General features: G+C 65.0%; 24 protein-coding genes, 1 tRNA gene and 1 pseudogene. 11 read left to right on the top strand and 15 right to left on the bottom strand.

The features are described from left to right. Nucleotides 1-46 precede the first annotated feature (46 nt). A complete protein-coding gene (locus BM252_RS11750; RefSeq protein WP_093387654.1) occupies nucleotides 47-247 on the top strand; it encodes a hypothetical protein in 201 nt (66 codons plus the stop codon). 57 nt (nucleotides 248-304) lie between these two features. On the opposite strand, the gene BM252_RS30030 is transcribed toward BM252_RS11750, so the two are convergent. The 3 genes from BM252_RS30030 to BM252_RS11740 form a co-directional block, all read right to left on the bottom strand. Beyond that, on the bottom strand, nucleotides 305-916 hold the full coding sequence (locus BM252_RS30030) for an HNH endonuclease family protein (RefSeq protein ID WP_139236427.1): 612 nt from the start codon (nucleotides 914-916) through the stop codon (nucleotides 305-307). Beyond that, entirely contained in the window at nucleotides 913-2,211 is a 1,299-nt protein-coding gene (locus BM252_RS11745) for an AAA family ATPase (protein WP_093387652.1), read from the bottom strand. The genes BM252_RS30030 and BM252_RS11745 overlap by 4 nt, the downstream gene beginning before the upstream one ends. A gap of 576 nt (nucleotides 2,212-2,787) precedes the next feature. Continuing rightward, a tRNA-Pro gene (locus BM252_RS11740) sits at nucleotides 2,788-2,864 on the bottom strand. Between the two features lie 171 nt (nucleotides 2,865-3,035). On the opposite strand from BM252_RS11740, the pseudogene arsC reads away from it, so the two are divergent. After that, nucleotides 3,036-3,383: pseudogene (gene arsC / locus BM252_RS11735) on the top strand (arsenate reductase (glutaredoxin)); the annotation flags it as partial. Between the two features lie 160 nt (nucleotides 3,384-3,543). On the opposite strand, the gene BM252_RS11730 reads toward arsC, so the two are convergent. Both BM252_RS11730 and ispB read right to left on the bottom strand, forming a co-directional pair. After that, entirely contained in the window at nucleotides 3,544-4,875 is a 1,332-nt protein-coding gene (locus BM252_RS11730) for a leucine-rich repeat-containing protein kinase family protein (protein ID WP_093387649.1), read from the bottom strand. 118 nt (nucleotides 4,876-4,993) lie between these two features. Continuing rightward, complete coding sequence (ispB, locus tag BM252_RS11725) at nucleotides 4,994-5,983, bottom strand: octaprenyl diphosphate synthase (RefSeq protein WP_093387647.1); 990 nt, start codon at nucleotides 5,981-5,983, stop codon at nucleotides 4,994-4,996. A 293-nt stretch (nucleotides 5,984-6,276) separates the two neighbouring features. Here ispB and rplU point away from each other — a divergent pair, with 293 nt between their 5' ends. The 4 genes from rplU (at nucleotide 6,277) to proB (ending at nucleotide 9,560) form a co-directional block, all read left to right on the top strand. After that, the gene (rplU, locus tag BM252_RS11720; RefSeq protein WP_093387741.1) at nucleotides 6,277-6,588 is read left to right on the top strand and encodes a 50S ribosomal protein L21; all 312 of its coding nucleotides are present in this window, start codon (nucleotides 6,277-6,279) and stop codon (nucleotides 6,586-6,588) included. Nucleotides 6,589-6,627: 39 nt separating this feature from the next. After that, nucleotides 6,628-6,900 carry a 50S ribosomal protein L27 gene (rpmA, locus tag BM252_RS11715; RefSeq protein WP_093387645.1) on the top strand — a complete coding sequence of 91 codons (273 nt, stop codon included), beginning with the start codon at nucleotides 6,628-6,630 and terminating at the stop codon, nucleotides 6,898-6,900. 97 nt (nucleotides 6,901-6,997) lie between these two features. Beyond that, nucleotides 6,998-8,107, top strand: coding sequence for a GTPase ObgE (gene obgE / locus BM252_RS11710; protein WP_093387643.1), 1,110 nt, complete (start codon nucleotides 6,998-7,000; stop codon nucleotides 8,105-8,107). Nucleotides 8,108-8,441: 334 nt separating this feature from the next. Further along, complete coding sequence (proB, locus tag BM252_RS11705; RefSeq protein ID WP_093387642.1) at nucleotides 8,442-9,560, top strand: glutamate 5-kinase; 1,119 nt, start codon at nucleotides 8,442-8,444, stop codon at nucleotides 9,558-9,560. Between the two features lie 94 nt (nucleotides 9,561-9,654). Here the strand turns inward: proB and nth are convergent, their stop codons facing one another. Together nth and rsxB are read right to left on the bottom strand one after the other, a co-directional pair. Next, on the bottom strand, nucleotides 9,655-10,302 hold the full coding sequence (nth, locus tag BM252_RS11700; RefSeq protein ID WP_093387640.1) for an endonuclease III: 648 nt from the start codon (nucleotides 10,300-10,302) through the stop codon (nucleotides 9,655-9,657). Continuing rightward, nucleotides 10,299-11,033 (bottom strand): electron transport complex subunit RsxB, encoded by a 735-nt coding sequence (gene rsxB / locus BM252_RS11695; protein ID WP_425442300.1) that lies wholly within the window; start codon nucleotides 11,031-11,033, stop codon nucleotides 10,299-10,301. The genes nth and rsxB overlap by 4 nt, the downstream gene beginning before the upstream one ends. 171 nt (nucleotides 11,034-11,204) lie before the next feature. Here rsxB and BM252_RS11690 point away from each other — a divergent pair, with 171 nt between their 5' ends. Beyond that, on the top strand, nucleotides 11,205-12,077 hold the full coding sequence (locus tag BM252_RS11690; RefSeq protein ID WP_093387637.1) for a substrate-binding periplasmic protein: 873 nt from the start codon (nucleotides 11,205-11,207) through the stop codon (nucleotides 12,075-12,077). Nucleotides 12,078-12,131: 54 nt separating this feature from the next. Here the strand turns inward: BM252_RS11690 and BM252_RS11685 are convergent, their stop codons facing one another. From BM252_RS11685 to BM252_RS11665, 5 genes are all read right to left on the bottom strand, one after another. Next, on the bottom strand, nucleotides 12,132-13,367 hold the full coding sequence (locus tag BM252_RS11685; protein WP_093387636.1) for a polyhydroxyalkanoate depolymerase: 1,236 nt from the start codon (nucleotides 13,365-13,367) through the stop codon (nucleotides 12,132-12,134). Nucleotides 13,368-13,599: 232 nt separating this feature from the next. Continuing rightward, a complete protein-coding gene (locus tag BM252_RS11680; protein WP_093387634.1) occupies nucleotides 13,600-14,673 on the bottom strand; it encodes an NAD(P)/FAD-dependent oxidoreductase in 1,074 nt (357 codons plus the stop codon). A gap of 144 nt (nucleotides 14,674-14,817) precedes the next feature. Beyond that, nucleotides 14,818-15,141 carry a ferredoxin FdxA gene (gene fdxA / locus BM252_RS11675; RefSeq protein ID WP_093387633.1) on the bottom strand — a complete coding sequence of 108 codons (324 nt, stop codon included), beginning with the start codon at nucleotides 15,139-15,141 and terminating at the stop codon, nucleotides 14,818-14,820. A gap of 183 nt (nucleotides 15,142-15,324) precedes the next feature. Then, the gene (locus tag BM252_RS11670; RefSeq protein WP_093387631.1) at nucleotides 15,325-15,609 is read right to left on the bottom strand and encodes a protealysin inhibitor emfourin; all 285 of its coding nucleotides are present in this window, start codon (nucleotides 15,607-15,609) and stop codon (nucleotides 15,325-15,327) included. Between the two features lie 103 nt (nucleotides 15,610-15,712). Next, nucleotides 15,713-17,185, bottom strand: a complete 1,473-nt coding sequence (locus tag BM252_RS11665; RefSeq protein ID WP_245774205.1) for a gluzincin family metallopeptidase — start codon at nucleotides 17,183-17,185, stop codon at nucleotides 15,713-15,715. 252 nt (nucleotides 17,186-17,437) lie between these two features. On the opposite strand from BM252_RS11665, the gene BM252_RS11660 reads away from it, so the two are divergent. After that, nucleotides 17,438-18,751 carry a citrate transporter gene (locus tag BM252_RS11660; RefSeq protein WP_245774204.1) on the top strand — a complete coding sequence of 438 codons (1,314 nt, stop codon included), beginning with the start codon at nucleotides 17,438-17,440 and terminating at the stop codon, nucleotides 18,749-18,751. Nucleotides 18,752-18,997: 246 nt separating this feature from the next. After that, nucleotides 18,998-19,279: a polyhydroxyalkanoic acid system family protein gene (locus tag BM252_RS11655; protein WP_093387629.1), complete on the top strand. Its 282-nt coding sequence runs from the start codon at nucleotides 18,998-19,000 to the stop codon at nucleotides 19,277-19,279. Nucleotides 19,280-19,331: 52 nt separating this feature from the next. On the opposite strand, the gene BM252_RS11650 is transcribed toward BM252_RS11655, so the two are convergent. Further along, nucleotides 19,332-19,586, bottom strand: coding sequence for an acyl-CoA-binding protein (locus tag BM252_RS11650; protein ID WP_093387628.1), 255 nt, complete (start codon nucleotides 19,584-19,586; stop codon nucleotides 19,332-19,334). Nucleotides 19,587-19,792: 206 nt separating this feature from the next. On the opposite strand from BM252_RS11650, the gene BM252_RS11645 reads away from it, so the two are divergent. Further along, nucleotides 19,793-21,208, top strand: coding sequence for a wax ester/triacylglycerol synthase family O-acyltransferase (locus tag BM252_RS11645; RefSeq protein WP_093387739.1), 1,416 nt, complete (start codon nucleotides 19,793-19,795; stop codon nucleotides 21,206-21,208). 96 nt (nucleotides 21,209-21,304) lie between these two features. Here BM252_RS11645 and BM252_RS11640 read toward each other — a convergent pair whose 3' ends face one another. Beyond that, nucleotides 21,305-21,589, bottom strand: a complete 285-nt coding sequence (locus tag BM252_RS11640) for an HU family DNA-binding protein (RefSeq protein ID WP_093387626.1) — start codon at nucleotides 21,587-21,589, stop codon at nucleotides 21,305-21,307. A 247-nt stretch (nucleotides 21,590-21,836) separates the two neighbouring features. Between BM252_RS11640 and BM252_RS11635 the strand changes: the two genes are divergently transcribed. After that, the gene (locus BM252_RS11635; protein ID WP_093387625.1) at nucleotides 21,837-22,646 is read left to right on the top strand and encodes an anti-sigma factor family protein; all 810 of its coding nucleotides are present in this window, start codon (nucleotides 21,837-21,839) and stop codon (nucleotides 22,644-22,646) included. 135 nt (nucleotides 22,647-22,781) lie between these two features. On the opposite strand, the gene BM252_RS11630 is transcribed toward BM252_RS11635, so the two are convergent. Beyond that, nucleotides 22,782-23,138, bottom strand: coding sequence for an FKBP-type peptidyl-prolyl cis-trans isomerase (locus BM252_RS11630; RefSeq protein ID WP_093387623.1), 357 nt, complete (start codon nucleotides 23,136-23,138; stop codon nucleotides 22,782-22,784). Between the last annotated feature and the right edge of the window lie 263 nt (nucleotides 23,139-23,401).

Here is a 23,401-nt window from a genome sequence, read left to right as displayed (position 1 = left end):
TCAACTGTTTGCCGGTGTCAGAATATGTTGCGGGGGAACAAAGGCGGTGCAAACGCAGATCCAGCAATTGCTGTCGGCCGATGCGCAGAAAGCCGCGTTGGAACAGCTGAAGCTACAGCAGGATTCGGCCGCCAGCGCCAAGCGGCAGAACGAGCCGGCCGCCGGCGGCTCGACTTCCGGCGCCGAAAGAACGAAATCGGCATCGCGGGATGCCACCTTGGGGAGCGTGGTCGACACCACCGCCTGACAGTAAACACCCAAGTTCGTTCAGTGGAAGGATTTGGCGATCTTTGGAACTATCGAGCTACTGTTTGCCTTGTCTAACGATTTCGGACCAGACAAATGGATGGTAGAGCCGCATTAGTCGCGCGGATCTATCGCCGGTCTTGTATTCGGTGAACAACGTGGCTCTGTCATCGCGATTCACCTTGGAATCCAGCTTCAGTCGGGACATTGTTTCGATAGCTTTGCTTTCAATAGGTGTCCCTAGAAAAGCGCCGTTGATTTCAAGTTTCCCAGTGGTTAGAACGAGATGGAAAACCTCGTCGGGCATGGTGAAAGGGTCAAGAATCCCGCTAAAGTTGTTCTTGCGCGAGTTCATTAGTAAACATGCCAATCGAAAATTATCCCACTCATATGCCAGACCGGCAGCCTTCGATTTTGGCGCAAAATGGTCCATTGATGCGGACCCTGTTGCCAAACTTATGTATGTTCCTAGGTAGGAACATATGCCGCCATACGCATCATGAAATTCCGGCAGGACCTTTGTCCAGTGCGATGGGAATTTTGTTTTGGGCGGCGCTGCGACATTCAGTGGCTGCGTCGGGTAGAGTTTCTTAAAGAGCCATTTTTGGCCGGGTCGGCGAACTTTCTTTTCGAAGTCGGAATGTTCAGGTTTCAATTTTACCGGAATCACTGTTTCTCCAGTGCAATATTCCAGCGAGACCAGAAAATATCGGTATCGGATAAGGCCGAACCTAGTAATTTCTCAGCTCTCGCGATCCTTTCGTCGGACACTTGTACGTTTGTCCCCAGAAGATTCATGATATCTGTCGCTTCAGCAAGCGCAGCCTCGGCTTCTTGCGAGCGCGCGGCTTCCAGGTCAAAGGCCTCACTCACCAACCATTTTGACGCATCGCCGAGTCGCGTGAAATGGCGTTCAGTTAGCTCGACGTTTCCTTCCCCAAGTTTGTTCCTAACAAGGTCCAAGTCAAACCAACCATCGAGTTCGTCCGCAAAATGGGGTTCCATTGACGCCATTACCAATGGAGAGTGTGTTGCCACAAGAAGCTGGACCTTGGCCGCTTGCCCGAGTACTCCCGCCACTTCAAGTAGCGTGCGCACGATGGTTCGCTGCCAGCGTGGATGCAAGTGAGCTTCTATTTCATCGATCAAGAAAACAATTTGCTGGGCGGTGTCTTCTTCGAGTAGTTGCGCGGCCTTCTGATGCTCTTGCCAACTCCAGACCATTAAGTACGCCAATGCGACAATTCGCCGAACCCCCGACGATGCGTGCAATATTCGAATCGGCTTCCCCAGCGGCCCCATTAACGTTGGAATATCCCGAACATCGTCTAAACTCATCCGCTCGAGAGGGCCGGGGCGAAGCAATTCCTCTGGCGAGGGCGACAAGCGCTCTAACACATTGCATAGCAACTGAAATGCCTGGCCATTTTCCTTTTGCCAGCCCGCCCAGTCTTGAATTAATCCATTGCAGAGTTGACCTTTCTCGGCGCTGTGGAGCCCGTCCCATACGTCGCTTGGACTGAATACGTATGCGGGAACCCGGTCTTGCACATCTACATTCCCTACCTTTTTCCAATAGTTACGGGCAGGGTCCCACACTGCGAACCCGCCGTCCGCCATTGCATAGAGTACCAATCCGGGATTGTGCGGACGTCCGGATTTCCCCACCCATGCTTCGTCCTGCGCCGAGAAAACACTCTTGTAACGAATTTCTTTCTTTGCCTTTCCTTCCACTACAAACTCAATGCTGCCATCTTTCGCAGAAAACGGTCTGACTATGTAGCCGCTCACCAAGTCCTTGTTGAGGTCGCGAGGCCACCGTCGGGTAAGTGACCACCATGCAATATCAAGCAGAAAGCTCTTGCCGAGTCCGTTGTCGCCAGTGATAAGGTTGAGGCGCGGCTTAAACCTGACGTCCAATGTCTCCGATGGTCCAACTTTCCGTAGATGTAGTTCTTTTAGCATTTTTTTTGGCTTTCGCGGCCGACTGTATCAGTCATCGTCGAGTGATGGGCTTGTTACACGCTTGTTATTGAATAGCTCTTCAGGAAGGTTCTTCATGTCCTTAGGAAGGCTTTGTTTTTACGATGTTCAAACATCGGACGGCGGCCATCCGTGCAGGGAGTGAAACCGACCGCTTTTGTGACGATGCCCCCAAACGAGCGCAAAATATGGCGATCATTAGCTTAACGTAGTTTCTTGATTTATCATATATTCACTATGAAATTTAGCGCCTTAGGAGTGGAAGCACCATGCGCCGAGCCGCCATAGGTCCGATCAGCCCGCTTACGACGGGTAAATTGGGCGGCCGGGCGGCGTGCTCCACTCCGCGCTTGCCGCCTGCGGCGTATGCTGGGCGCGTAGCCGACCAGGCTAGTCCGACTGGATCGTCCTGCTTTTGACTAGCGCGCCAACATTGGAGTGAGTGGCGCCATGAGTAAATCAGCTAGATGTGTTTCCGCGCTGGTACAGAACTCAGATTGGTGCGTTTCTTGAACAGTCGGCACCTAGTAGCTAACTGGTTGAATTTATGGGGGATTTTGGTCGGGGTGAGAGGATTCGAACCTCCGGCCTCTGCGTCCCGAACGCAGCGCTCTACCAGGCTGAGCCACACCCCGACTAGACGATAATTAAACCAGATTTTTGTGGCTTTTTCAACCATGTTGGCGCGTGTTCCGGCGCCACCCGGCGCGGTCGGATCAAGCCTTGTGTTTTTAGGCCGCTTCCATTATGGTTTCGGCCAATCCGCCGTGCGCCGGCGCGGCCCCCAGCACAAGGAAACCTGCACCATGACCGTCACCATCTACCACAACGCCGCCTGCGGCACCTCGCGCAACACCTTGGCCATGATCCGCGAGGCGGGCATCGAGCCGCTGGTCGTCGACTATGTGAAGAACCCACCGAGCCGCGCCGAGTTGCAGGACATGATCGCCAAGGCCGGCCTGACGGCGCGCGCCGCCATGCGCGACAAGGGCGACCTTTACAACGAGCTGGGCCTGGCCGATCCGGCGCTGTCCGAGGCGGCGCTACTCGACGTGATGATGGCCCACCCGATTCTGATCAACCGTCCCTTCGTGGTGACGGACAAGGGCGCCCGCCTGTGCCGTCCGGCCGATCTGGTGCGCGAACTGCTGCCTTAAACTGCCGCCTGAACTCCAGCCTGAGATTTCGGACTGAAACTCCAGCCTGGGACTCCGGCCTGAAACTCCGGCCCGGAACCCTCCGGCTTGAAACTCCCCAGCCTGAAACGCGACGAGCCCGCAGCTAGCGGGCTCGCCGGCTATTCGCTCGATGGGCTCAGTCTTCCCGCTGCGGGCGGGGCGAGTGCGTCCGCTTCAGGTCGGCCAGGCGCTGCTCGATCTCGCCGAACAGGGGGCGGCGCGCGCCCTCCGCGTGCAGGCAGTCGGCGCTGAGCCGGCTCAACTGGTCCAGCGCCGGCCGGGCCGAGGCGGGCGCGTCGCTGCGCCCGATCAGCTCCTCCAACAGACAGCCGAAGGCGCGCGCTTCGAGCCGCTGCAGCGCGCCGGCATGGGCGCCGTCCGGGTCGAAGAAGGAGGCGGCGCCGAAGTCGCCGAGCAGGCTGCGGCCCTGCTCGCAGTGCAGGATGTTGTGGCCGTACAGGTCGCCGTGCAGGATGCCGCGCCGGTGCAGGTGGTGGACCGCCGAGGCGATGCCGTGGGCAATGCCGAGCTTGGCGGCCAGGTCGAAGCGCTTGCCGGCCGGGTAGACGTCGCGGGTGCAGCTGTCCAGGCTGGGCGGGCCGGCCAAGTTGCCGAAGCCGGGGTCGATCAGTTGCATCACCAGGCCCTGGGCCTGGCCCGGATGCTCGCTCAGCTGGCCCAGCACCGGGATCAGGTTGGGGTGTTCGCCGGCGCCGATGCAGGCGGCCATTTCGGCGCCGGGCAGGCCGTCGCTGGTCACCTCGCCCTTGAACAGCTTGACGGCGACGGTCTGCGCGCCATCCTGCCGCGCCTGGTGGATGACGCCGGAGGCGCCTTCGCCCAATTGCTGCTGCAACTGTAATCGCTGCCAGGCGATGGCGCGGGGCGGCGCGCCCGGCGCGTTGGTCGCGGCGCAGGGGTTGCCGGCGTAGGCCAACCAGCTCAGGCGCGGCAGCGCCAGCAACCAGGCCGGCAGCTCGCCCAGGCGGTTGGCGGCGACGCGCAGCAGCTCGAGCCGGGTGCAGGCGGCCATCTCGGCGGGCAGGGCGCGCAGGCGGTTGCCGGCCAACATCAGCTTTTGCAGCTGGGTGCAGCGGCCTATGCTCGCCGGCAGCTCCTCGATGCGGTTGTCGGTCAGCACCAGCCAGCGCAGCTTGGCGGGCAGCGAGGCGGCCGGCACGCGCTCGATGCGGTTGGCCTTGAAGCCGATCATGCTCAGCTCGGCGCAGGCGCCCAGCACGGCGGGCAGCTCGGTGAACCGGTTGTCCGAACAGAAGATGATGCGCAGCTTGCCCAGGCGCGGCAGGTCGTCGGGCAGGGTGGACAAGGCGTTGCCGGACAGGTCGAGGATTTCCAGCGTGTCGGCCAGGTCGAAGATCTCGCGGGGGAATTCGGTCAGCGCGCAGGACAGTTGCAGGCGGCGGATGCCGGCCAGTTGTCCGGCGCGGAGTTGTTCGAGGGTGTGCATCGGTGGCGGGGAGGGGCGGACAGGGCAGAGTCTACCATTGCGGGGCGCGATAAAAAAAGGGCGGCGCCGTTGGCGTCGCCCTGTCGCGTCGGCGCCCGGCGCCGGCGCCCGCGGCCGCTTAGTGGGTGCGGTCGACGGCGAAGGTGGCCAGTTGCAGCAGCGATTCCTTGTAGATGCTGTCGGGCAGGTCGCTGATCGCCTCGGCGGCGCGGCGGGCGGCCGCCTCGGCTTGGCGGCGCGTGTAGTCGAGCGCGCCGCTGGTGGTGATGGCGGCCAGGATGGTGTCGAAGTGCTGCTCGTCGCCCTGCTCGATGCAGCTGCGCACCAGCTCGCGCTGTTCGGCCGTGCCGTTCTCCATCAGGTAGATCAGCGGCAAGGTCGGCTTGCCTTCGCGCAGGTCGTCGCCGACGTTCTTGCCGATCTCGGCGGCGTCGCCGGCGTAGTCGAGCACGTCGTCGATCAGCTGGAAGGCGGTGCCCAGCGAGCGGCCGTATTCGCCGGCGGCCTCGATCTGGGCGTCGTTGGCGCCGGAGATCAGGGCGCCGAGCTCGGCGGCGGCCTCGAACAGCTTGGCCGTCTTCGAGCGGATCACCTGCAGGTAGCGTTCCTGGTTGACGTCCGGGTCGTGCATGTTAAGCAGCTGCAACACCTCGCCCTCGGCGATGACGTTGGTGGCGTCCGACAGGATCTGCATCACCCGCATATTGTTCAGCCCGACCATCATCTGGAAGGCGCGCGAGTAGAGGAAGTCGCCGACCAGCACCGAGGCGGCGTTGCCGAACAGGGCGTTGGCGGTGGCGCGGCCACGGCGCAACGACGATTCGTCGACCACGTCGTCGTGCAGCAGGGTGGCGGTGTGGATGAACTCCACCACCGACGCCAGCTCGTGGTGCGCCTTTCCCTTGTAGGAATAGGCGTTGGCGACCAGCAATACCAGCACGGGCCGGATGCGCTTGCCGCCGGCGCTGATGATGTACTCGGCAATCTGGTTGACGAGGCTGACCTCGGAGTGCAGGCTGCGGCGGATCACCTGGTTGACCGCGTCCATGTCGGCGGCGATCGTGTGGGCGATGTTGTTTTGGGTGGCGTTTTGGGTGGCGGCAGACAAGGCGAACCTGCTATAGACTATTAGGTGCGGCGATTATACGTCATGCCCCGCCTATCAGTGGCTTTTGCCTGCTATGGGCGGCAACTTCGATGGCGATCCGAGCATCGGCGCGCGCCGGCGCCGGGGCAAAGTTGCCGACATACCACGACAAATCCCATTTGTGAATAGTTTTTGACGCAAATTCTCATCCCATGTATAATCACAGGTTCTCCCGTTTCGGTTCAGCAACACATGCAGGTTTGTGAGCAAACCCACGGGATGAACTTTTCTAACATTTGATGAGGTTTCAAATCATGTACGCGGTCATAAAAACCGGTGGCAAACAATACAAAGTTGTCGCTGGCGAAAAACTTAAAGTAGAACAGATACCGGCAGACATTGGTTCCGAAATCACCATCGATCAGGTCCTCGCCGTTGGCGCGGGCGACACCATCAAGTTTGGTGCTCCATTGGTCGAAGGTGCAAAGGTACTGGTTACTGTTGTGGCACACGGTCGTCACGATAAGGTGAAGATTTTCAAGATGCGTCGTCGTAAGCACTACCAGAAGCATCAAGGCCATCGTCAGAACTACACCGAAATCCAAATCGTTTCGATCAACGGCTAATCGCTGTTTGCGACACACCAGCTAATTAAGGAGCTATAAATGGCACACAAAAAAGGCGGCGGCACAACGCGAAACGGCCGTGACTCAGAATCAAAACGCCTGGGCGTTAAAGTCTACGGCGGTCAATCGATCAATGCCGGCGGCATCATCATTCGTCAGCGCGGCACCCCAGTGCGCGCCGGCGAAGGCGTAGGCATGGGCAAGGATCACACCCTGTTCGCGCTGATCGCAGGCAAGGTCAAGTTCGTTGTCAAGGGCGCCGGTTCGCACCAGTTCGTGACCGTCGTACCAGCGACCGTAGTACCAGCGTAATTTACGCTTCAGCGTAAAACGCACACTGTAAGGCGCAAGCCTTCAATCGAAAGGCTCTGCCCAAGGTAGAGCCTTTTTAGTTTTATGGCGGCACATTATGAAGTTTATCGACGAAGCAAAAATTGAAGTCATCGCCGGCGACGGCGGCAATGGCTGCGCCTCCTTCTGCCGTGAAAAGTTCCGACCTTTCGGCGGCCCGGACGGTGGCGATGGCGGCAAGGGCGGCAGCATCTGGGCCGTGGCCGACCGTAACATCAACACCCTGGTCGACTTCCGCTTCTCCAAGATGCACAAGGGGCGGGACGGCGAACCAGGTCGCGGCGCCGACTGCTACGGCAAGGGCGCCGACGACATCCACATGCGCATGCCGGTGGGCACGCTGATCATCGACCATCTGACCGGCGAAATCATGGCCGACCTGACCGAACACGGCCAGATCGAGCTGCTGGCCAAGGGCGGCGAGGGCGGTTGGGGCAACATCCACTTCAAATCGTCGACAAACCGTGCGCCGCGTCAAAAGACCGAGGGCAAGGAAGGCGAACGGCGCGAACTGCGCCTGGAGCTGAAGGTGCTGGCCGACGTCGGCCTGTTGGGCATGCCCAACGCCGGCAAGTCGACCTTCATCTCGGCCGTGTCGAACGCCCGGCCGAAGATCGCCGACTACCCGTTCACCACCTTGCACCCCAACCTGGGCGTGGTCCGCGTCTCGCACGAGAAGAGCTTTGTGATCGCCGACATTCCCGGCTTGATCGAAGGCGCTTCCGAGGGCGCCGGCCTGGGCCACCAATTCCTGCGCCACCTGCAGCGCACCGGTCTGCTGTTGCACATCGTCGACCTGGCGCCGTTCGAGACCAACGTCGATCCGGTCAAGGAAGCCAAGGCCCTGGTCAAGGAGCTGAAGAAGTACGACGAGTCGCTGGTCGACAAGCCGCGCTGGTTGGTGCTGAACAAGATGGACATGGTGCCCGAGGCCGACCGCAAATCGGTGGTCAAGGACTTCATCAAGCGCTTCGCCTGGAAGGGCCCCGTGTTCGAGATCTCGGCACTGGACCACAGCGGCACGCAGGAACTGGTCAACGCCATCTACATGCACCTGGAAACCAAAAAGCACAGCGAACAGCGTGCCGAGGAAACCCAGATGACGGAAGAGGCGCGCGGCATTTCCTCGATCGATCCGGACGATCCGCGTTTCAAAATCCTCGACTAAAGGTTCGGCCGCCGCGCCGCACGCCACAGGGCGCGCGCGCGGCGCTGACAAGCCGGCCCAGCTTGGTTAAAATGGGTGTAACGCCGGCCGCACTAGTGCGGCCGTTTCGCATTTTTCTCGACATAAACGGTTATCGCCGGTGTATGTCATCAATGTGGCGCCGGCCCCGTTACCACGGACCCGGCCCTATAAGCGGCAGGACGGCCAGCCCGTTCCCGGCGATGTCACAGCAACGCACCAGATTCGTCCCGGCCGGGGCCGCCGCACACCGCACACCGCGCGCGGCGCCGCCAGGGGTTTTATTTGTCAGCCTTCAGATGAGAACCGCCGCACCATGAATTCCGTCATACAAAAAGCCAACCGCATCATCATTAAGGTCGGCTCTTCGCTGGTCACCAACGACGGCCGCGGCCTCGACCATGCCGCCATCGCCCGCTGGGCGGCGCAGATCGCCGGCCTGCGCGCGCTGGGCAAGCAGGTGGTGCTGGTCAGCTCCGGCGCCATCGCCGAGGGCATGCTGCGCCTCGGCTTCGAGCGCCGCCCGACCGACATCCACGAACTGCAGGCCTGCGCCGCCGTCGGCCAGATGGGCCTGGCGCAGATCTACGAGACCAGCTTCCGCGCCCACGGCCTGGGCACCGCCCAGGTGCTGCTGACCCACGCCGACCTGGCCGACCGCGAGCGCTACCTGAACGCGCGCTCGACGCTGACCACCCTGCTGCGCTTCGGCGTGGTGCCGATCATCAACGAGAACGACACGGTGGTCACCGACGAGATCAAGTTCGGCGACAACGACACCCTGGGCGCGCTGGTGGCCAACCTGATCGAGGCCGACGCGCTGATCATCCTGACCGACCAGCACGGCCTGTACTCGGCCGATCCGCGCAAGGACCCGGACGCCAAGCTGATCCAGCAGGGCCGCGCCGGCGATCCGGCGCTCGAGGCGATGGCCGGCGGCGCCGGCAGCGACATCGGCCGGGGCGGCATGCTGACCAAGATCCTGGCGGCCAAGCGCGCCGCCAAGTCGGGCGCCCACACCATCATCGCCTGGGGCCGCGACAGCGACGTGCTGGCCCGGCTGGCCCAGGGCGAGGCGATCGGCACCGAGCTGACCGCGCAGACCGGCCACCTGACGGCGCGCAAGCAGTGGATGGCCGACCACCTGCACACGGTCGGCCAGGTGGTGCTGGACGCCGGCGCGGTGCAGAAGCTGACCCTGGAGGGCAAGTCGCTGTTGCCGATCGGCGTGGTCGACGTCAAGGGCGAGTTCGGCCGTGGCGCCGTCATCACCTGCGTCGGCGAGGACGGCCGGGCGGTGGCGCGCGGCCTGTCGAACTACACCAGCGCCGAGGCGCGCCGCATCATGCGCAAGCCCTCGGCCGAGATCGAGGCGATCCTCGGCTTCCTCGAGGGGCCGGAGCTGGTGCACCGCGATAACATGGTCTTGTTGTAGCGGTAGGCAGCCGGGCGGACGCCAAGGCCGACCCCGCACACCGGCAGCAGGGGTCTGACCCCGTCCGGGGTCAGACCCCGTTTTGGCATCGGGTTTAGGCGTCGGCCGGCGCCGGCGTTTTGGCGCGGTAGTCGCACAGGTCGGCCACCATGCAGTTCCAGCACAGCGGCTTGCGCGCCATGCAGGTGTAGCGGCCGTGCAAAATCAGCCAGTGGTGGGCGTCGTGCAGAAACTCCTTTGGCACGAACTTGAGCAGCTTTTGCTCGACGATGTCGACGTTCTTGCCCGGCGCCAGGCCGGTGCGGTTGGCGACGCGGAAGATGTGGGTGTCGACCGCCATGGTCGGCTCGCCGAAGGCGGTGTTCATCACCACGTTGGCGGTCTTGCGGCCGACGCCGGGCAGCGCCTCGAGCGACTCGCGGTCGCGCGGCACCTCGCCGCCGTGCTGCTCCTGCAAAATCTTGCAGGTGGCGATGACGTTTTTGGCCTTGGTCTTGTACAGGCCGATGGTGCGGATGTATTCCGTCAACTCGTCGAGTCCCAGCGCCAGGATCTTGGCCGGCGTGTTGGCCACCGGATAGAGCTTGCGCGTCGCCTTGTTGACGCCGACGTCGGTGGACTGGGCCGACAGCAGCACGGCGATCAGCAGCTCGAACGGTGTGGTGTATTCCAGCTCGGTGACGGGTTGCGGATTGGCGGCGCGGAAGCGCGTGAACATGTCCAGTCGTTTTGCGTTGTTCATGTGGACGGGGTCTGGTCGGCGGGTGGCGGAGGAGGGGCGTCGGCGGCGGCGCCGGCTTTGGCGGCCTCGGCCTTCAGGCGGGCGCGCTCCATGGCGGCGGCGATGATGGCGCGCTTGCGCTCCTTCTCGGCCTGCTCGGCCGTGTTCTCCGGCGCCAGCTGGTCGACGGCGCGCAGCTTGGCCACCGCCTTGGCGGCCAGGCGGGCGTCGTTCTCGGCGATGTCGCGTTGCAGGCGCAGCGCGCGGCGCTCGTGGCGCAGGCGCGCGGCGGCGGCCAGCGGCTGGCTCCAGGCGTCCCAGCCGGCCGTCTGCGTCACCGGGTACATGACGATGCAGTCGACCGGGCAGGGCGCCACGCACAGGTCGCAGCCGGTGCACAGCTCGGGCAGCACGGTGTGCATCTGCTTGGCGGCGCCGACGATGGCGTCGACCGGGCAGGCCTGGATGCACAGCGTGCAGCCGATGCACAGGGCCTCGTCGATGTAGGCGACGGCGCGCGGCCGCTCGCGGCCGTTGACCGGGTTGAGCGGGATGACGGCGCGGCCGAGCAGGCCGGCCAGGCGCGCCACGCCCTCGGCGCCGCCCGGCGGGCATTGGTTGATGTCGGCGCCGCCGCCGGCGATCGCCTCGGCGTAGGGGCGGCAGCCCTGGTAGCCGCACTTGGTGCACTGGGTCTGCGGCAGCAGGTCTTCGATGCGGTCGGCGAGGGAGGGGGAATCTGGAGCGGCCACGGTCAGCTTCAAAAACGGGAAAGCGTCATTATCCGATATCTGCGCGGCGCGGGCCGAAAAACCTTGTCGCCCGCGGCCTGATAGCAGGAAAACAGTATTGCCCATAATTAAGTTTGCGAACATTTTGTTTTGTGCGAGGATAGTAGTGTCGCGTTCAATCCGGTAGTCGCCATGTTGCCAATCCTGCGCTGGACTCGTTCCCTTGCGCCGTCGCGCTTGCCGCCGCCGTCGTCCCAAGCGTTGCCGCTGCGGCGGCGGCTGGCCGGCGGCTGTCTGCTGTGGTTGGCGCTGTGCGCCGTCCAGCCGGTCGGCGCGGCGCACCCGGACGGCGTGGCGCCGCTGCGCGTGATCCGTTTCGCCGCCGAGGACTGGCCGCCCTTCATCGGCCCCGACCTGCCCGACAGCGGCCTGTCCGGCGCCTTGCTGCAGGCGGTCTACGGGCGGCTTGGCGTCCAGTTGCAGATCGAGTATTTCCCGTGGAAGCGGACCATGGAGTTTGGTCTGCACCATCCCCGCTACGCCGGTTTCCTGGCGGTCTGGCGCTCGCCCGAGCGCGAGCAGCTGTGTCACTTTTCCTCGTCGATCGGCAACACGCAGACGGTGCTGGCCTTTTTGAAGTCGGCGCCGGTGGCGGCGGCCAGCCTGGCCGGCTTGAACAAGCTGCGCATCGGCACGGTGGCCGGCTATTCGAACGGCGAGCAGTTCGACGCCATGCGCCAGCGCGGCGAGCTGACGGTGGACGAGGGCGTCAACGACGAGACCAATCTGCGCAAGCTGCTCAAGCAACGGGTCGGCGCCATCGTGGTCGAAAGGCACGTGCTGCAACACCTGCTGGCCTCGCGCCGCTTCAGCCGCGCCGAGGCGGCCCGCATCGGCAGCATCGACACGCTGTTCAAGGAGCGCTCGGTGCACGTCTGCTTCAAGCGCGACGAGCAGGGACTGACGCAGCAGAGAGCCTTCAACGAGGCGGCGCGCGAGTTCGACCTGGGCAAGATCGAGCGGGCCTATTGGAAAGACAACGCGCGCCGCGTGATGGCGCCCTGAACCGGCGGCGGACGGACGAAAAAAAACGCTCCGAAGAGCGTTTTTTGTTGGCGTTTAACCGTGTTTCTTGATGAATTCGCCGATTTTCGGACAGATCGTCTCGCGCCAGCGGCGGCCGGAGAAGATGCCGTAGTGGCCGGCCTGGGGCGCGACGAAGTCCTGCTGCATAGTCGCCGGGATGCCGCTGCACAGCTCGTGCGCGGCCTGGGTCTGGCCGGCGCCGGAGATGTCGTCCAGCTCGCCCTCGACGGTGAACAGGGCCACCGTGGTGATGTCCTGCGGCCGCACCAGCTGGCCGCCGACCATCCAGGTGCCCTTGGGCAGGCTGAACTCCTGGAACACGGTCTTGATGGTGTCCAAATAGTACTCGGCCGGCATGTCGAGCACCGCGTTGTACTCGTCGTAGAACTTGCGGTGGCCTTCCGCCGGCTCGTCGTCGCCGGTCACCAGGTGCATGTAGAACTCGCGGTGGCTCTGCGCGTGGCGGCCCGGATTCATGGCGATGAAGCCGGCGTGCTGCAGGAAGCCCGGGTAGACCTTGCGGCCGAAGGCCGGGTAGTTCGGCGGCACCGCGTAGATCACGGTGTTCTCGAACCAGGAGAACTTCTTCTCGGTGGCCAGATTGTTGACCTGGGTCGGCGATTTGCGTGGATCGATCGGGCCGCCCATCATCGTCATGGTCTTCGGCAGTTTCGGGTCCTTGGCGGTGGCCATCAGCGAGATGGCGGCCAACACCGGCACCGTCGGCTGGCAAACCGAGATCACGTGCAGGTCGGGCGCCAGCAGGCGGATGAAGTCCTGCACGTAGAAGATGTAGTCGTCGAGGTGGAAGGCGCCTTCGGTCATCGGCACCATGCGGGCGTCGGTCCAGTCGGTGACGTAGACGTCGTGTTCGGCCAACAGCGCGCGCACGGTGTCGCGCAGCAGCGTTGAATGGTGGCCCGACAGCGGCGCCACCAGCAGCACCTTGGGCTGCTTGAGGGCGCGCGTTTCCTTGTCGCTCAGGTCCTTGCGGAAGTGCAGCAGGCGGCAGAACGGCTTGGTCAGCTCGACGTGCTCGACGATGCCGACCGTCTGGCCGTTGACCTGGACGCTGTCGATCTCGAAGGCTGGTTTTTCGTAGTCCTTGCCCAATCGGTACATCAGCTCGTAACCCGCGGCGATCCGTTGCGAAAACGGCGTGTGCGCCAGCGGGGAGACAGGATTGGTGAACATCTTCGACGACGCGTCGGCCCATTGCATGAGAGGCGTCAGAAGCGAACGTTGCATTTCGTGCAGTTGGTAGAGCATAAGTAGTCCTGGCAATTAATTTTTGGTGCGGTGCACCAACGCCTTACATCATAGACCAATTATAGGATATTTGTTCGTGACGTAAAGCACTTTAGGATACTTGAGAGAAAGCAGGCATGCGGCTTTGCCCGGTTTTCATAGTACGATGATAGTGTATCGGACGGAAAAAAAGCAGCGTTTCCGCTGCTTTTTGTGTAGGACAAGACCCGCTTGTTGTAGAGCGGGCCGTTGTTTAGTCGAAGACCGGGCTTTCCACCCCCAGCACCTTGTGCAACTTGGGCGAGGTGGTGGTGTATTGCATGTGGATCTTCTTGTCCGGGAAGATGTAGGGCGCGGCGCCGAAGGCGGCCAGGGCGGCCTCGTGGAAGCCCGACAGGATCAGCTTCTTCTTGCCCGGATAGGTGTTGATGTCGCCGACGGCGAAGATGCCGGGCACGTTGGTCTCGAACTTCTCGGTGCTCTGCACCTTGAGCTGGCGCCGTTCGATGTCCAGGCCCCAGTCGGCGATCGGGCCGAGCTTGGGCGTCAGGCCGTAGAACACCAGCAGCATGTCGAGCGGTACGCGGCGGGTCACGCCGTCGAGGGCGGTGACCTTCAGGTGGTTCAGTTTGCCGGCGGCGTCGACCTCGAAGCCGCTGGCCTGGCCGATCAACAACTGCATCTCGTAGTCGTCGCACAGGGCCTTCATTTTCGCCACCGAGGCGGGCGCGGCGCGGAAGTCCTCGCGGCGGTGCAGCAGCACCACCGATTCGGCCTTGCCGACGAAGTTCAGGGCCCAGTCCAGCGCCGAGTCGCCGCCGCCGCAGATGACCAGGTTCTTGCCCTCGAACAGGGCGGGGTCCTTGACGCGGTAGAACAGCTGGCTGTTGTCGAAGGCGTCGATGCCGTCGACCTTCAGCGTGCGCGCCTGGAAGGAGCCGACGCCGGCGGCGATGAAGATGGTCTTGGTGACGAAGCGGGTGCCGGCGCTGGTTTCGACGTTGAAGCGGCCGTCGTCGCGGCGTTCGACCACGGTCACTTCCTGGCCCAGGTGGAAGGTCGGGTTGAACGGGGCGATCTGCTTGAGCAGGTTGTCGGTCAGCTCCTGGCCGGTGCAGGAGGGCACGGCGGGGATGTCGTAGATCGGCTTGTCCGGATACAGCTCGACGCATTGCCCGCCCACCGCCGCCAGCGAGTCGATGACGTGGGCCTTGATTTCGAGCAGGCCCAGTTCGAACACTTGGAACAGGCCGACCGGGCCGGCGCCGATGATGACGGCGTCGGCTTCGATGAGGCCGGTTGTGGGGGACGTGGTTGCGCTATTCATACGATGCTTTCCTGTGGTTTCAATATTGGTTTGGCAACAATGAGACAGGCCCGCGCGTGGCGCGCGGAACTCGAAGAGAGAGGGGCGTCGGAATGCGGTCCGCCAGCCGGGCTGGCCGGGCGGGCGGTGGGGGCGCTGTCTGTCTTAACGTACCAGCAGTTGCAGCTTGCTCTTGACGTCCTTGAACTCCTCGGCTTCCGGCAGGGCCGCCTTGGTCTTGGTGATCGAAGGCCAGTTGCGCGCGAGGTCGACGTTGATCTTGATGAAGGCCTGCTGGTCGGACGGCACGTCCTCCTCGGCGAAGATGGCATTGACGGGGCACTCGGCCACGCAGACGGCGCAGTCGATGCATTCGTCGGGGTCGATCGCCAGGAAGTTCGGGCCTTCGCGGAAACAATCTACCGGGCAGACATCGACGCAATCGGTGTAACGACAGCTGATGCAAGATTCGGTGACAACGTGGGTCATAACAGTCCTATCAATGTTGGTGTGCTGCGGCGTCAGCGGCGCGTTGGCGGCATGCGCACTTCCGCAAAGCACTGTATTTTAAGGTAATTCGCTGCTTCTCACAAATTGGGCTTATATACAATACATATAAGCAAATTCGTTTATGCTCCGTATCACGTCGTGCGCGGCGGCCTGGGCGGCGCCTCAGGCGGCGGCGCGGATCTGCGCCAGCAGCTCCTGCCAGGGGGCGTTGGCGGGTTGGCCGTCCTCGACGAAGCTGACGCTGCGCTGCTGGCCGGCGTCGTCGAAGGTGAGGGTCCAGCGCAACAGGTCGGCGCCGATCGGCGCGGCGGACGGCGCCGCGGCGAAATAGTTGTGCGCCTTCAGGGCTTGTTCCAAGGCCTTGCCGGCCGGGCCGCTGTCGGTGTCGACCTCGAGGTGTTGGACCAGGCCGGCGTAGCCGCCGCTGGAGGTGGCGCTAATTTTCATCTTGTTCCCCTTGTGGTGTTGTTGGTCGAGCCCGCCTGCGGAGGAAGGCCCGCCCCGGTGCGCCAAGGCGGGGCGCCAAGGCGGCGCGCCAAGGCGGGGCGCCTCATTTGTTGGTGGTCAGGCCCAGCTCCTCGGCGCTGGCCGGTTCGCGCCAGTTGCCGTTGCCGTTGCCGCCGCCGCCGCCGCCGCAACCGTAGTCGCGGCACCAGGAGGCCAGGCGCTGGCGCTCCTCCTCGAGCACGTCCTCGACGCCGGCGTAGTCGGCGTGGTTCATGGTGCCGCAGCAGGCGCGGCGGTCCTGGGGCGCGCCCGCCTGGTCGACGATGTTGGGTGCCAGGGTCAGCGCGGCGTCGTGGTTGACGCCGGGCGCCACCGTCGCCAGCACCACCTCGCGCAGCGTGAAGCGGTTGCGGATGAAGTTGCGGTACTCGACCGGGCGTTGGTCGGCGGCGGCGATCTTCAGCATCTGGTTGGCCACGTCGGCGAAGGTGGCGCCGCTGTCGGGCGCGGCGATCAGCGCGCGCAGCACCAGGCCGCGCAGGTACTCGGCGGCGCTGTGCAGCACCATGGCGTCGTCGCGCATGTTGGGGCCGCGCTCGAAGGCGAAGATATCGGCCAGGATGTCGTAGATGGCGCCGGTGAACACCTGCGAGATGGCGTGCACCTCGTTGCCCACCTCGGACAGCTTGAGGTCGTTGTCGGCGTTGCGCAGGCCGTTGGGGCGGCCCAGCGCCAGGCCGAACTGCTCGGCCATGTCGGCCAGGAAGGTCTTGTCGTGCAGGTCGGCCTTGGTCTGGGCGATCACCGCCTCGACCTGGTCGAACTGGGACAGGGTCAGGAAGATCGCCGTCAGGTCGCCGAAGGATTCGTGCAGGCCGCCGGTCTGCGGCGGATTGCTGCTGAGCAGCCACTTCGGCTTGAGGCCGTCGAGCACGGCGTGGCCGGCCTCGTGCGAGACGATGTCGAGCGAGCGGCAGGTGTACATGCGCTCGCCGGCGCCGCTGGGCACGAAGTCGCCGAACTTGAGCGCCCGGTCGGAGCGGCTGTAGTAGGCGTTCATCACGTTGGGCAGGCCGTGCGGGTAGACCTGCAGCGGGGCGGTGTTGTGCGCGCCGTTCCACTGCCACGGCAGGGGCGCCTCGGCGCCGTTGCTGGCCAGCGCGCGCTGGTACATGGTCAAGGTCTGGCGCACGATGGCGAAGGTGTGCACGGCGTCGAACTGGTCGGTGTTGGGCGAGAGGATGAAGTCGCCGAAGGTGTTCGGGCTGACCGCCGCGATGCCGGGCTTGCCGCTGACGATGCGGGCGTCGCGCGGCCCCTCGAGGATGATGCCGGGCAGGTAGGACTTGCGCGTGCCCATTTCGCTGACGGCGGGGTCCTGTTTCCAGATCAGCACGCGCGAGCCGGGCGGGTACAGCGCCGCCTCCTTCAGGCGCGGCGCCGCCGGCTCCTGGGTCAGCTGGGCCGCCTTGCGGTGCTGGCGGTAGGACGCCGACGGCGTGGGGACGTAGCCGACCGGCAGCGCGGCGCACTTGGTCGGCACCGCCTCGACCGGCACGATGACTTTTTGGTCCATGATGAATCTCCCGATGGATGCTGCTGCGCTTGGGGGCGGCCGGCGTCGGCGGCAGCGGGCCGGCGCGCCGCCGGGCGCCGCCTCGGCGCGCCGGTTCAAGAGCATGGTCGCGCCGGGGCGGGGCGCCCCGTTTGACGCGGCGCAAAGATCGGCGCCGGCGGCGCGCGGTTGGCGATGCGCTAGAATCCATTTCACAATAAAATTCCGCGCCGTCCGAAGTCGGCGGTGCCGGATACGTTTCCCGGAGATGCCATGCCCCGTTTCACCCCGCCGCTGTTGCTATTACTGTTGTCAGGCCTGGCCGGCCCGGCCGCCGCCAATCTCGCCGCCACCGTCCCGGCCGCCACCGCCGGCCCGGCGCTGGCCGGCGTGCCGCTCGAGTTCCTGTTGTTCGCCGGCGTGCTCGGCATGGTCGCCTTCAGCCACGTCAGCACCATGCTGACGGCGCTGTGGGGCGCCTTGGCGATCACCGTCTACAAGCTGCTGTGGGCGCCGTTCGGCGAGGGCGCCGGGCTGGCCGGCCTGCTCGGCCACGCCGGCCACGAGTGGGTCGGCCTGGCCAACCTGCTGGCGCTGCTGCTCGGCTTCGCGCTGCTGGCGCGCCACTTCGAGCGCAGCCACATTCCGGCCGTGCTGCCGCACTACATGCCGGACGACTGGAAGGGGCCGCTGGTGCTGCTGGTGCTGGTGTTCTTCATCTCCAGTTTCCTCGACAACATCGCCGCCGCCATCATCGGCGGCACCATCGCCCGCAGCGTGTTCCGCAACAAGGTGCACATCGGCTACCTGGCCGGCATCGTCGCCGCCTCCAACGCCGGCGGCGCCGGCAGCGTGGTCGGCGACACCACCACCACCATGATGTGGCTGGCCGGCGTGGCGCCGGGCCAGGTGCTGCACGCCTACGTGGCGGCCGGCGTGGCGCTGCTGGTGTGCGCGGTGCCGGCGGCGCGCCAGCAGCACGCCTACAGCCCGATCGTCAAGGACGCGCCGGACGGCGTGCGGGTCGACTGGCTGCGGGTCGGCATCGTCGCCTTCATCCTGGCCCTGACGATCGGCGCCAACGTGCTGCTCAACACCCGCTATGCCGCCGCCAGCGGACTGTTCCCCTTCCTCGGCGCGGCGGTCTGGTTGGCGATCCTGCTCAGCGGCCTGGTGCGCCGGCCCGACTGGCACGAGCTGCCGGGCGCGCTGCGCGGCGCGGTGTTCCTGTTGGCGCTGGTCTGGTCGGCCTCGCTGATGCCGGTCGAGGCGCTGCCGCCGGCCTCCTGGCCGATCGCGCTGGGCATCGGCTTCGTCTCGGCGGTGTTCGACAACATCCCGCTGACCGCGCTGGCGCTCAAGCAGGGCGGCTTCGACTGGGGCTTCCTGGCCTACGCGGTGGGCTTCGGCGGCTCGATGATCTGGTTCGGCTCCTCGGCCGGGGTGGCGCTGAGCGGCATGTATCCGGAGTCGCGCTCGGTGGCACAGTGGCTGCGCCATGGCTGGCACGTGCCGCTGGCCTATGTGCTCGGCTTCGCCGTCATGCTGGCCCTGCTGGGCTGGCATCCGGAGCCGATGGCGCACTAGTGTCCTGAATTGCAGATTCGTTGAATAAATATGACGAGAATCGTCCTGATACTGCGTCACAAATGCGCGCAAGGCCCCGGCCTTGCTGTGCTTTGTTCCTTGTCTCAGGCCGATTTCGCCATATTTATGGCTCAACGAACTAGCAATTCAGGACACTAGGCAGCAGTAGCGGCGGCCGGCGCCACTGGCGCGCCGGCCGGCCAGCTGGCATCATGGCGCCTGTTTCAAACTTGAAAGGATAGCCAGATGGCTGACATCAACATTGTGCAGGACCACCAGCTGACGCCGAAGAAGGCGCGCGAGGCGGCGCAGAAGGTCGCCGAGGAAATGGCGGCGGAGTTCGATATGGAGTGCAAGTGGGAGGGCGATGTGCTGCATTTCGAGCGCAGCGGCGTGGCCGGCTCGCTGACCTTGCACAAGCACCAGGCGCAGATGGAGATCAAGCTGGGCTTCCTGTTCAGCGCCTTCTCGGGCAAGATCGAGAGCAAGGTGGCGGAGAACATGCGCAAGGTGTTCGGCGCCGCGTGAGGCGGCGCGGGTGTTGCCGCGGCGGGCGCAAGGCCCGCCGCGTTCGGGCTGCCTAGCCCTTCAGTTCTTCGATCAGGTCGACGTATTGTTGTTGCGCCTGCTCGGTCGAATTGCCTTTCAGCGCGGCCCAGGCGTCGTACTTGGCGCGGCCGACCATGTCGGTGAAGCCGGGACGCTCGCCGCTGGCGTCGCCGCTCGAGGCCTGCTTGAACAGCGCGTACATCTTCAGCAAGGTCATGTTGTCCGGACGCTCGGACAGGTTCTTCGAGTCGAGTTGGGCCTGCTGGAATTGTTCTTGTAAGTTCATGATTGCTCCTATTGGAAAAGGCTTGTTGCCTGGGCGGCGGCGCGGATTGCCGCGCTTGCCAAGGTTGTTGGGCTAGAGTAATGTCACTAGTATCTTAATACGTTGACATCACCGATACGCACCATAATACAAACAAAACGCCCGCAAACCTTAGAGGAGATGCTCGAATGTTGCCCACCGCCTTGCCCAGCTTCAGCCGGAAAAAGATGTCGACCGTGGATACGGCCTGGCTCAGGATGGACTCGGAGGGCAACCAGATGATGATCGTCGGCGTCGCCATGCTGGGCGCGCCGATCAGCAAGGACGGCCTGAAGGAGGCGCTGACCACCCGCTTCCTCGCCTTCAGCCGCTTCCGCAGCCGGGTCGTCACCGACCTGGGCGGCGCCTGGTGGCAGGAGCAGGCGGTCGACCTGGACGAGCACGTGGTGCACACCGCGCTGGCGCTGCCGGCCGACGGCGGCAGCAACAAGGCGGCGCTGCAACTGCTGGTCGGCCGCTTGTCGCAGCAGCCGCTGGCGCGCCACCTGCCGCTGTGGCAGATGCACCTGGTCGACCGGGTGGTCGGCGCCGACGGCAAGGTGGGCCAGGCGCTGATCGTGCGCATCCACCACTGCATTGCCGACGGCGTCGCCCTGGTCGGCGTGTTCATGTCGATGTTCGGCGCCCATCCCGATGCCCAGCCGCACGCGCTGCCGGCCGCCGCCGTGGCCGCCGCCGAGCGCAACCCGTGGCAGCAGATCCTGCAGCCGATCACCGCCGCCAGCGTCAAGGCGATCGAGCTGTCGTCGGCGCTGTGGCTGAAGTCCTTCGCCATGTGGGCCGATCTGCCGCACTTGGGCGAACGGCTGGGCCAGCTGGGCCAGGCCGCCGCCCAGCTGACGCAGGACGCCGTCAAGCTGACGGCGATGGCGAGCGACAGCCCGACCCGCCTGAAGGGCAAGCCGAACGGCAGGAAGCACGTGGCCTGGAGCGAGCCGCTGCCGCTGGCCGAGGTGAAGGCGGTCGGCCAGGCCTACGGCTGCTCGATCAACGACGTGCTGATGGCCAGCGTGGCCGGCGCGCTGCGCGCCTATCTGCGCGCCAAGGGCGACGCCGTGGCGCCCGACTGCGCGCTGCGGGTGATGGTGCCGGTCAACCTGCGCAAGGAGAGCGGCCTGCAAAAGCTGGGCAACGCCTTCGGCCTGGTGCCGCTGGTGCTGCCGGTCGGCATCGAGGACCCGGTGGCGCGGCTGCGCGAGGTGCGCCGCCGCATGGACCAGCTCAAGGGCGGCTACACGGCGCTGGTGGCGATGTCGGTGCTGGGTGTGCTGGGCGCCACGCCGAAGCAGCTGCAGAGCGAGATCCAGAACTATTTCGCGCGCAAGGCGACCGCCGTGATGAGCAACGTGCCGGGGCCGCAGACCCCGCTGTACCTGGCCGGCAGCCGGCTCGAGCAGGTGATGTTCTGGGTGCCGCAGTCGGGCGACATCGGCGTCGGCGTGTCCATCCTCAGCTACAACGGCGGCGTGCAGTTCGGCATCGTCACCGACGACGCGCTGGCGCGCGACCCCGAACGCATCATCGAGCGCTTCGCGCCGGAGTTTGAAAAGCTGCTGTTGCTGGCGTTGATGGACCAGGCCTGAAAAACAGAACGGCGGCCGGGGCGGGCGCCAGGGCCACACCGCGAACCGCCGTTTCGCCGCCCGGACGGGCGGCAACGTCGTCACACCACGTCGGGATTACTTCTTCTTCGGATTGACGGCGGCCTTCAGGGTCGCGCCAGCGGAGAATTTAGGGGTTTTCGACGCGGCGATCTTGATCGCTTCGCCGGTGGCAGGGTTGCGACCCTTGCGCGCGGCGCGCTTGGCGACGGAGAAGGTGCCAAAGCCGGTGATGCCTACCGTGTCGCCCTTTTTCAGACGCTCGGTGATGATGGCGAGCAGCGTGTTCACCGCACCGTTGGCGGCAGCAGCTGACACTTCAGTGCGTTTCGCAAATTCTGCAATCAATTCGCCTTTTTTCATTACTACCTCCTTGGTTATTAGAGCGCGCAGATTAGCATAAATATTGCCAAAAGTAAGTACATTCCGTTGAAGCAAGCCTTGTGGTGCTTGAGGCGGCAAGCAACCGCGCCCGCCGCGCCCAGCAAGGGCGGGCCGCAAGGCATGCGCCGGACGGCGCGCCAGCATGGCTGGCCTTGTATAGTCGGCCGGTCTGCCATATAAAGAACTGAGGGGCGCGAGCGCGCCGCCGGCTTGCGAGGACTGCACAATGAGTTTTTCGGACGACACCCTGATGGTCTACGCCGATGGCGGCCTGGACCCGGCCACGCGCCGGGCGCTCGAGCAGGCGATGCAGCACGACGCCGCGCTGGCGCGCCGGGTGGCGCACCAGCGCGCCCTGCGCGCCGCCCTGTACGCGCCGCTGGAGGGCGCGGCGCGGGCCGCGCCGGCCTGGCCGCCGCCGGGCCGGCAGCGCGCCGGCAGCGTGGTGCAACTGGCCGCCGTGCGCGCCAACCGCGCCGCCCAGGCCGGCGCGGCGCGGCGCGCCCGCCTGCGCCACTGGCGCTGGCTGGACTGGGCCGCGCTGGGCCTGCTGCTGGCCTTGGCGCTGGTGCTGGGCGCGGTGCTGGGCAGGACCGCGCTGGCCGGTTGGCAGCCGCCCTGGGGCGCCGGCCCGGCCGGCGCCAACGGCGCCATGCTGGCCAGCGGCGACGGCGTGCTGACGGCGCAGGGCCTGCTGGCGACGGCGCTGGACCAGCAGCTGGGCGGCGCGGCGCCGCTGGCCGGCGACGTGCGGGTGGGCTTGAGTTTCGTCGCCCGGCAGGGCGGCTATTGCCGCAGCTTCACGTTGGGCGGCGCCAGCGAGGACTTGAGCGGACTGGCCTGCCGCGGCGGCGCGCAGTGGCGCATTCCGGTGCTGGTGCAGGTGCCGCGGCCGCAGCCGCAGATGGGGGCCTACCGGATGGCGGGGGTGAACCTGCCGGCCGCGCTGCTCGAGGCGATCGACCAGCGCATCGACGGCGGCATGCTCGATCCGCACGCGGAGCTGGACGCGCTGCGCAAGGGCTGGCAGCGTTGACGGCAATGTCTGGGAAGCGCGGGGCAGGCAAGGGCGGGGGGCCGGCGCACGAGGCCGGCGCCAGCGCAGGCGGCGCTTAGGCGCCGCCGTTGCCGGCCAAGGGGGCGGCACCGCCCGGGCGGGCGGCGCGGCGCATTACACGCCGAGCAGTTCGACGTCGAAGATCAGCGTGGCGTTCGGCGGGATCACGCCGCCGGCGCCGCGCGAGCCGTAGCCCAGCTCGGCCGGGATGATCAACTGGCGGGTGCCGCCGATCTTCATGCCCTGCACACCCTCGTCCCAACCACGGATCACCATGCCGGCGCCCAGGGCGAACTCGAACGGGTCGTTGCGGTCCTTGCTCGAGTCGAATTTCGGACCCTTGCTGCCGTCGTCGTTGCGCAGCCAGCCGGTGTAGTGCACGGTCACGTTCTGGCCGAGTTTCGCTTCGGCGCCTTCGCCGACGGCGATTTCAATGTACTGCAGACCGGAGTCGGTGGTGATGGTGGACATGTTTTTTCCTTGTTGAACGTAAAAAAATAGGGAAGCGGGAACCGCTCCGAATTGTAGTGCAAGCAGGTGCAAAGCGCTATGCGGCGCGGCCCGCCGCCGCGCCGCCGGCCGGCCCGCCGCGGCGTGCCCCGGGGCGGGCGGTGCGCCGCGTTGTTCGGTATTGCGTTTTGGAAATATTTTTCGCCGTCCTCCTGTGCGCCCCCCGTTTGCCCTTAAAATAACTGTTTTGCAATGCCGCCGCCGAGGCGGCCACCGGACGGGGA

Origin of the sequence: Rugamonas rubra (genome assembly GCF_900114705.1) — a bacterium.
GTDB classification, from domain to species: Bacteria; Pseudomonadota; Gammaproteobacteria; order Burkholderiales; family Burkholderiaceae_D; genus Rugamonas; species Rugamonas rubra.
This window is presented reverse-complemented; position numbering and strand designations above follow the sequence as displayed.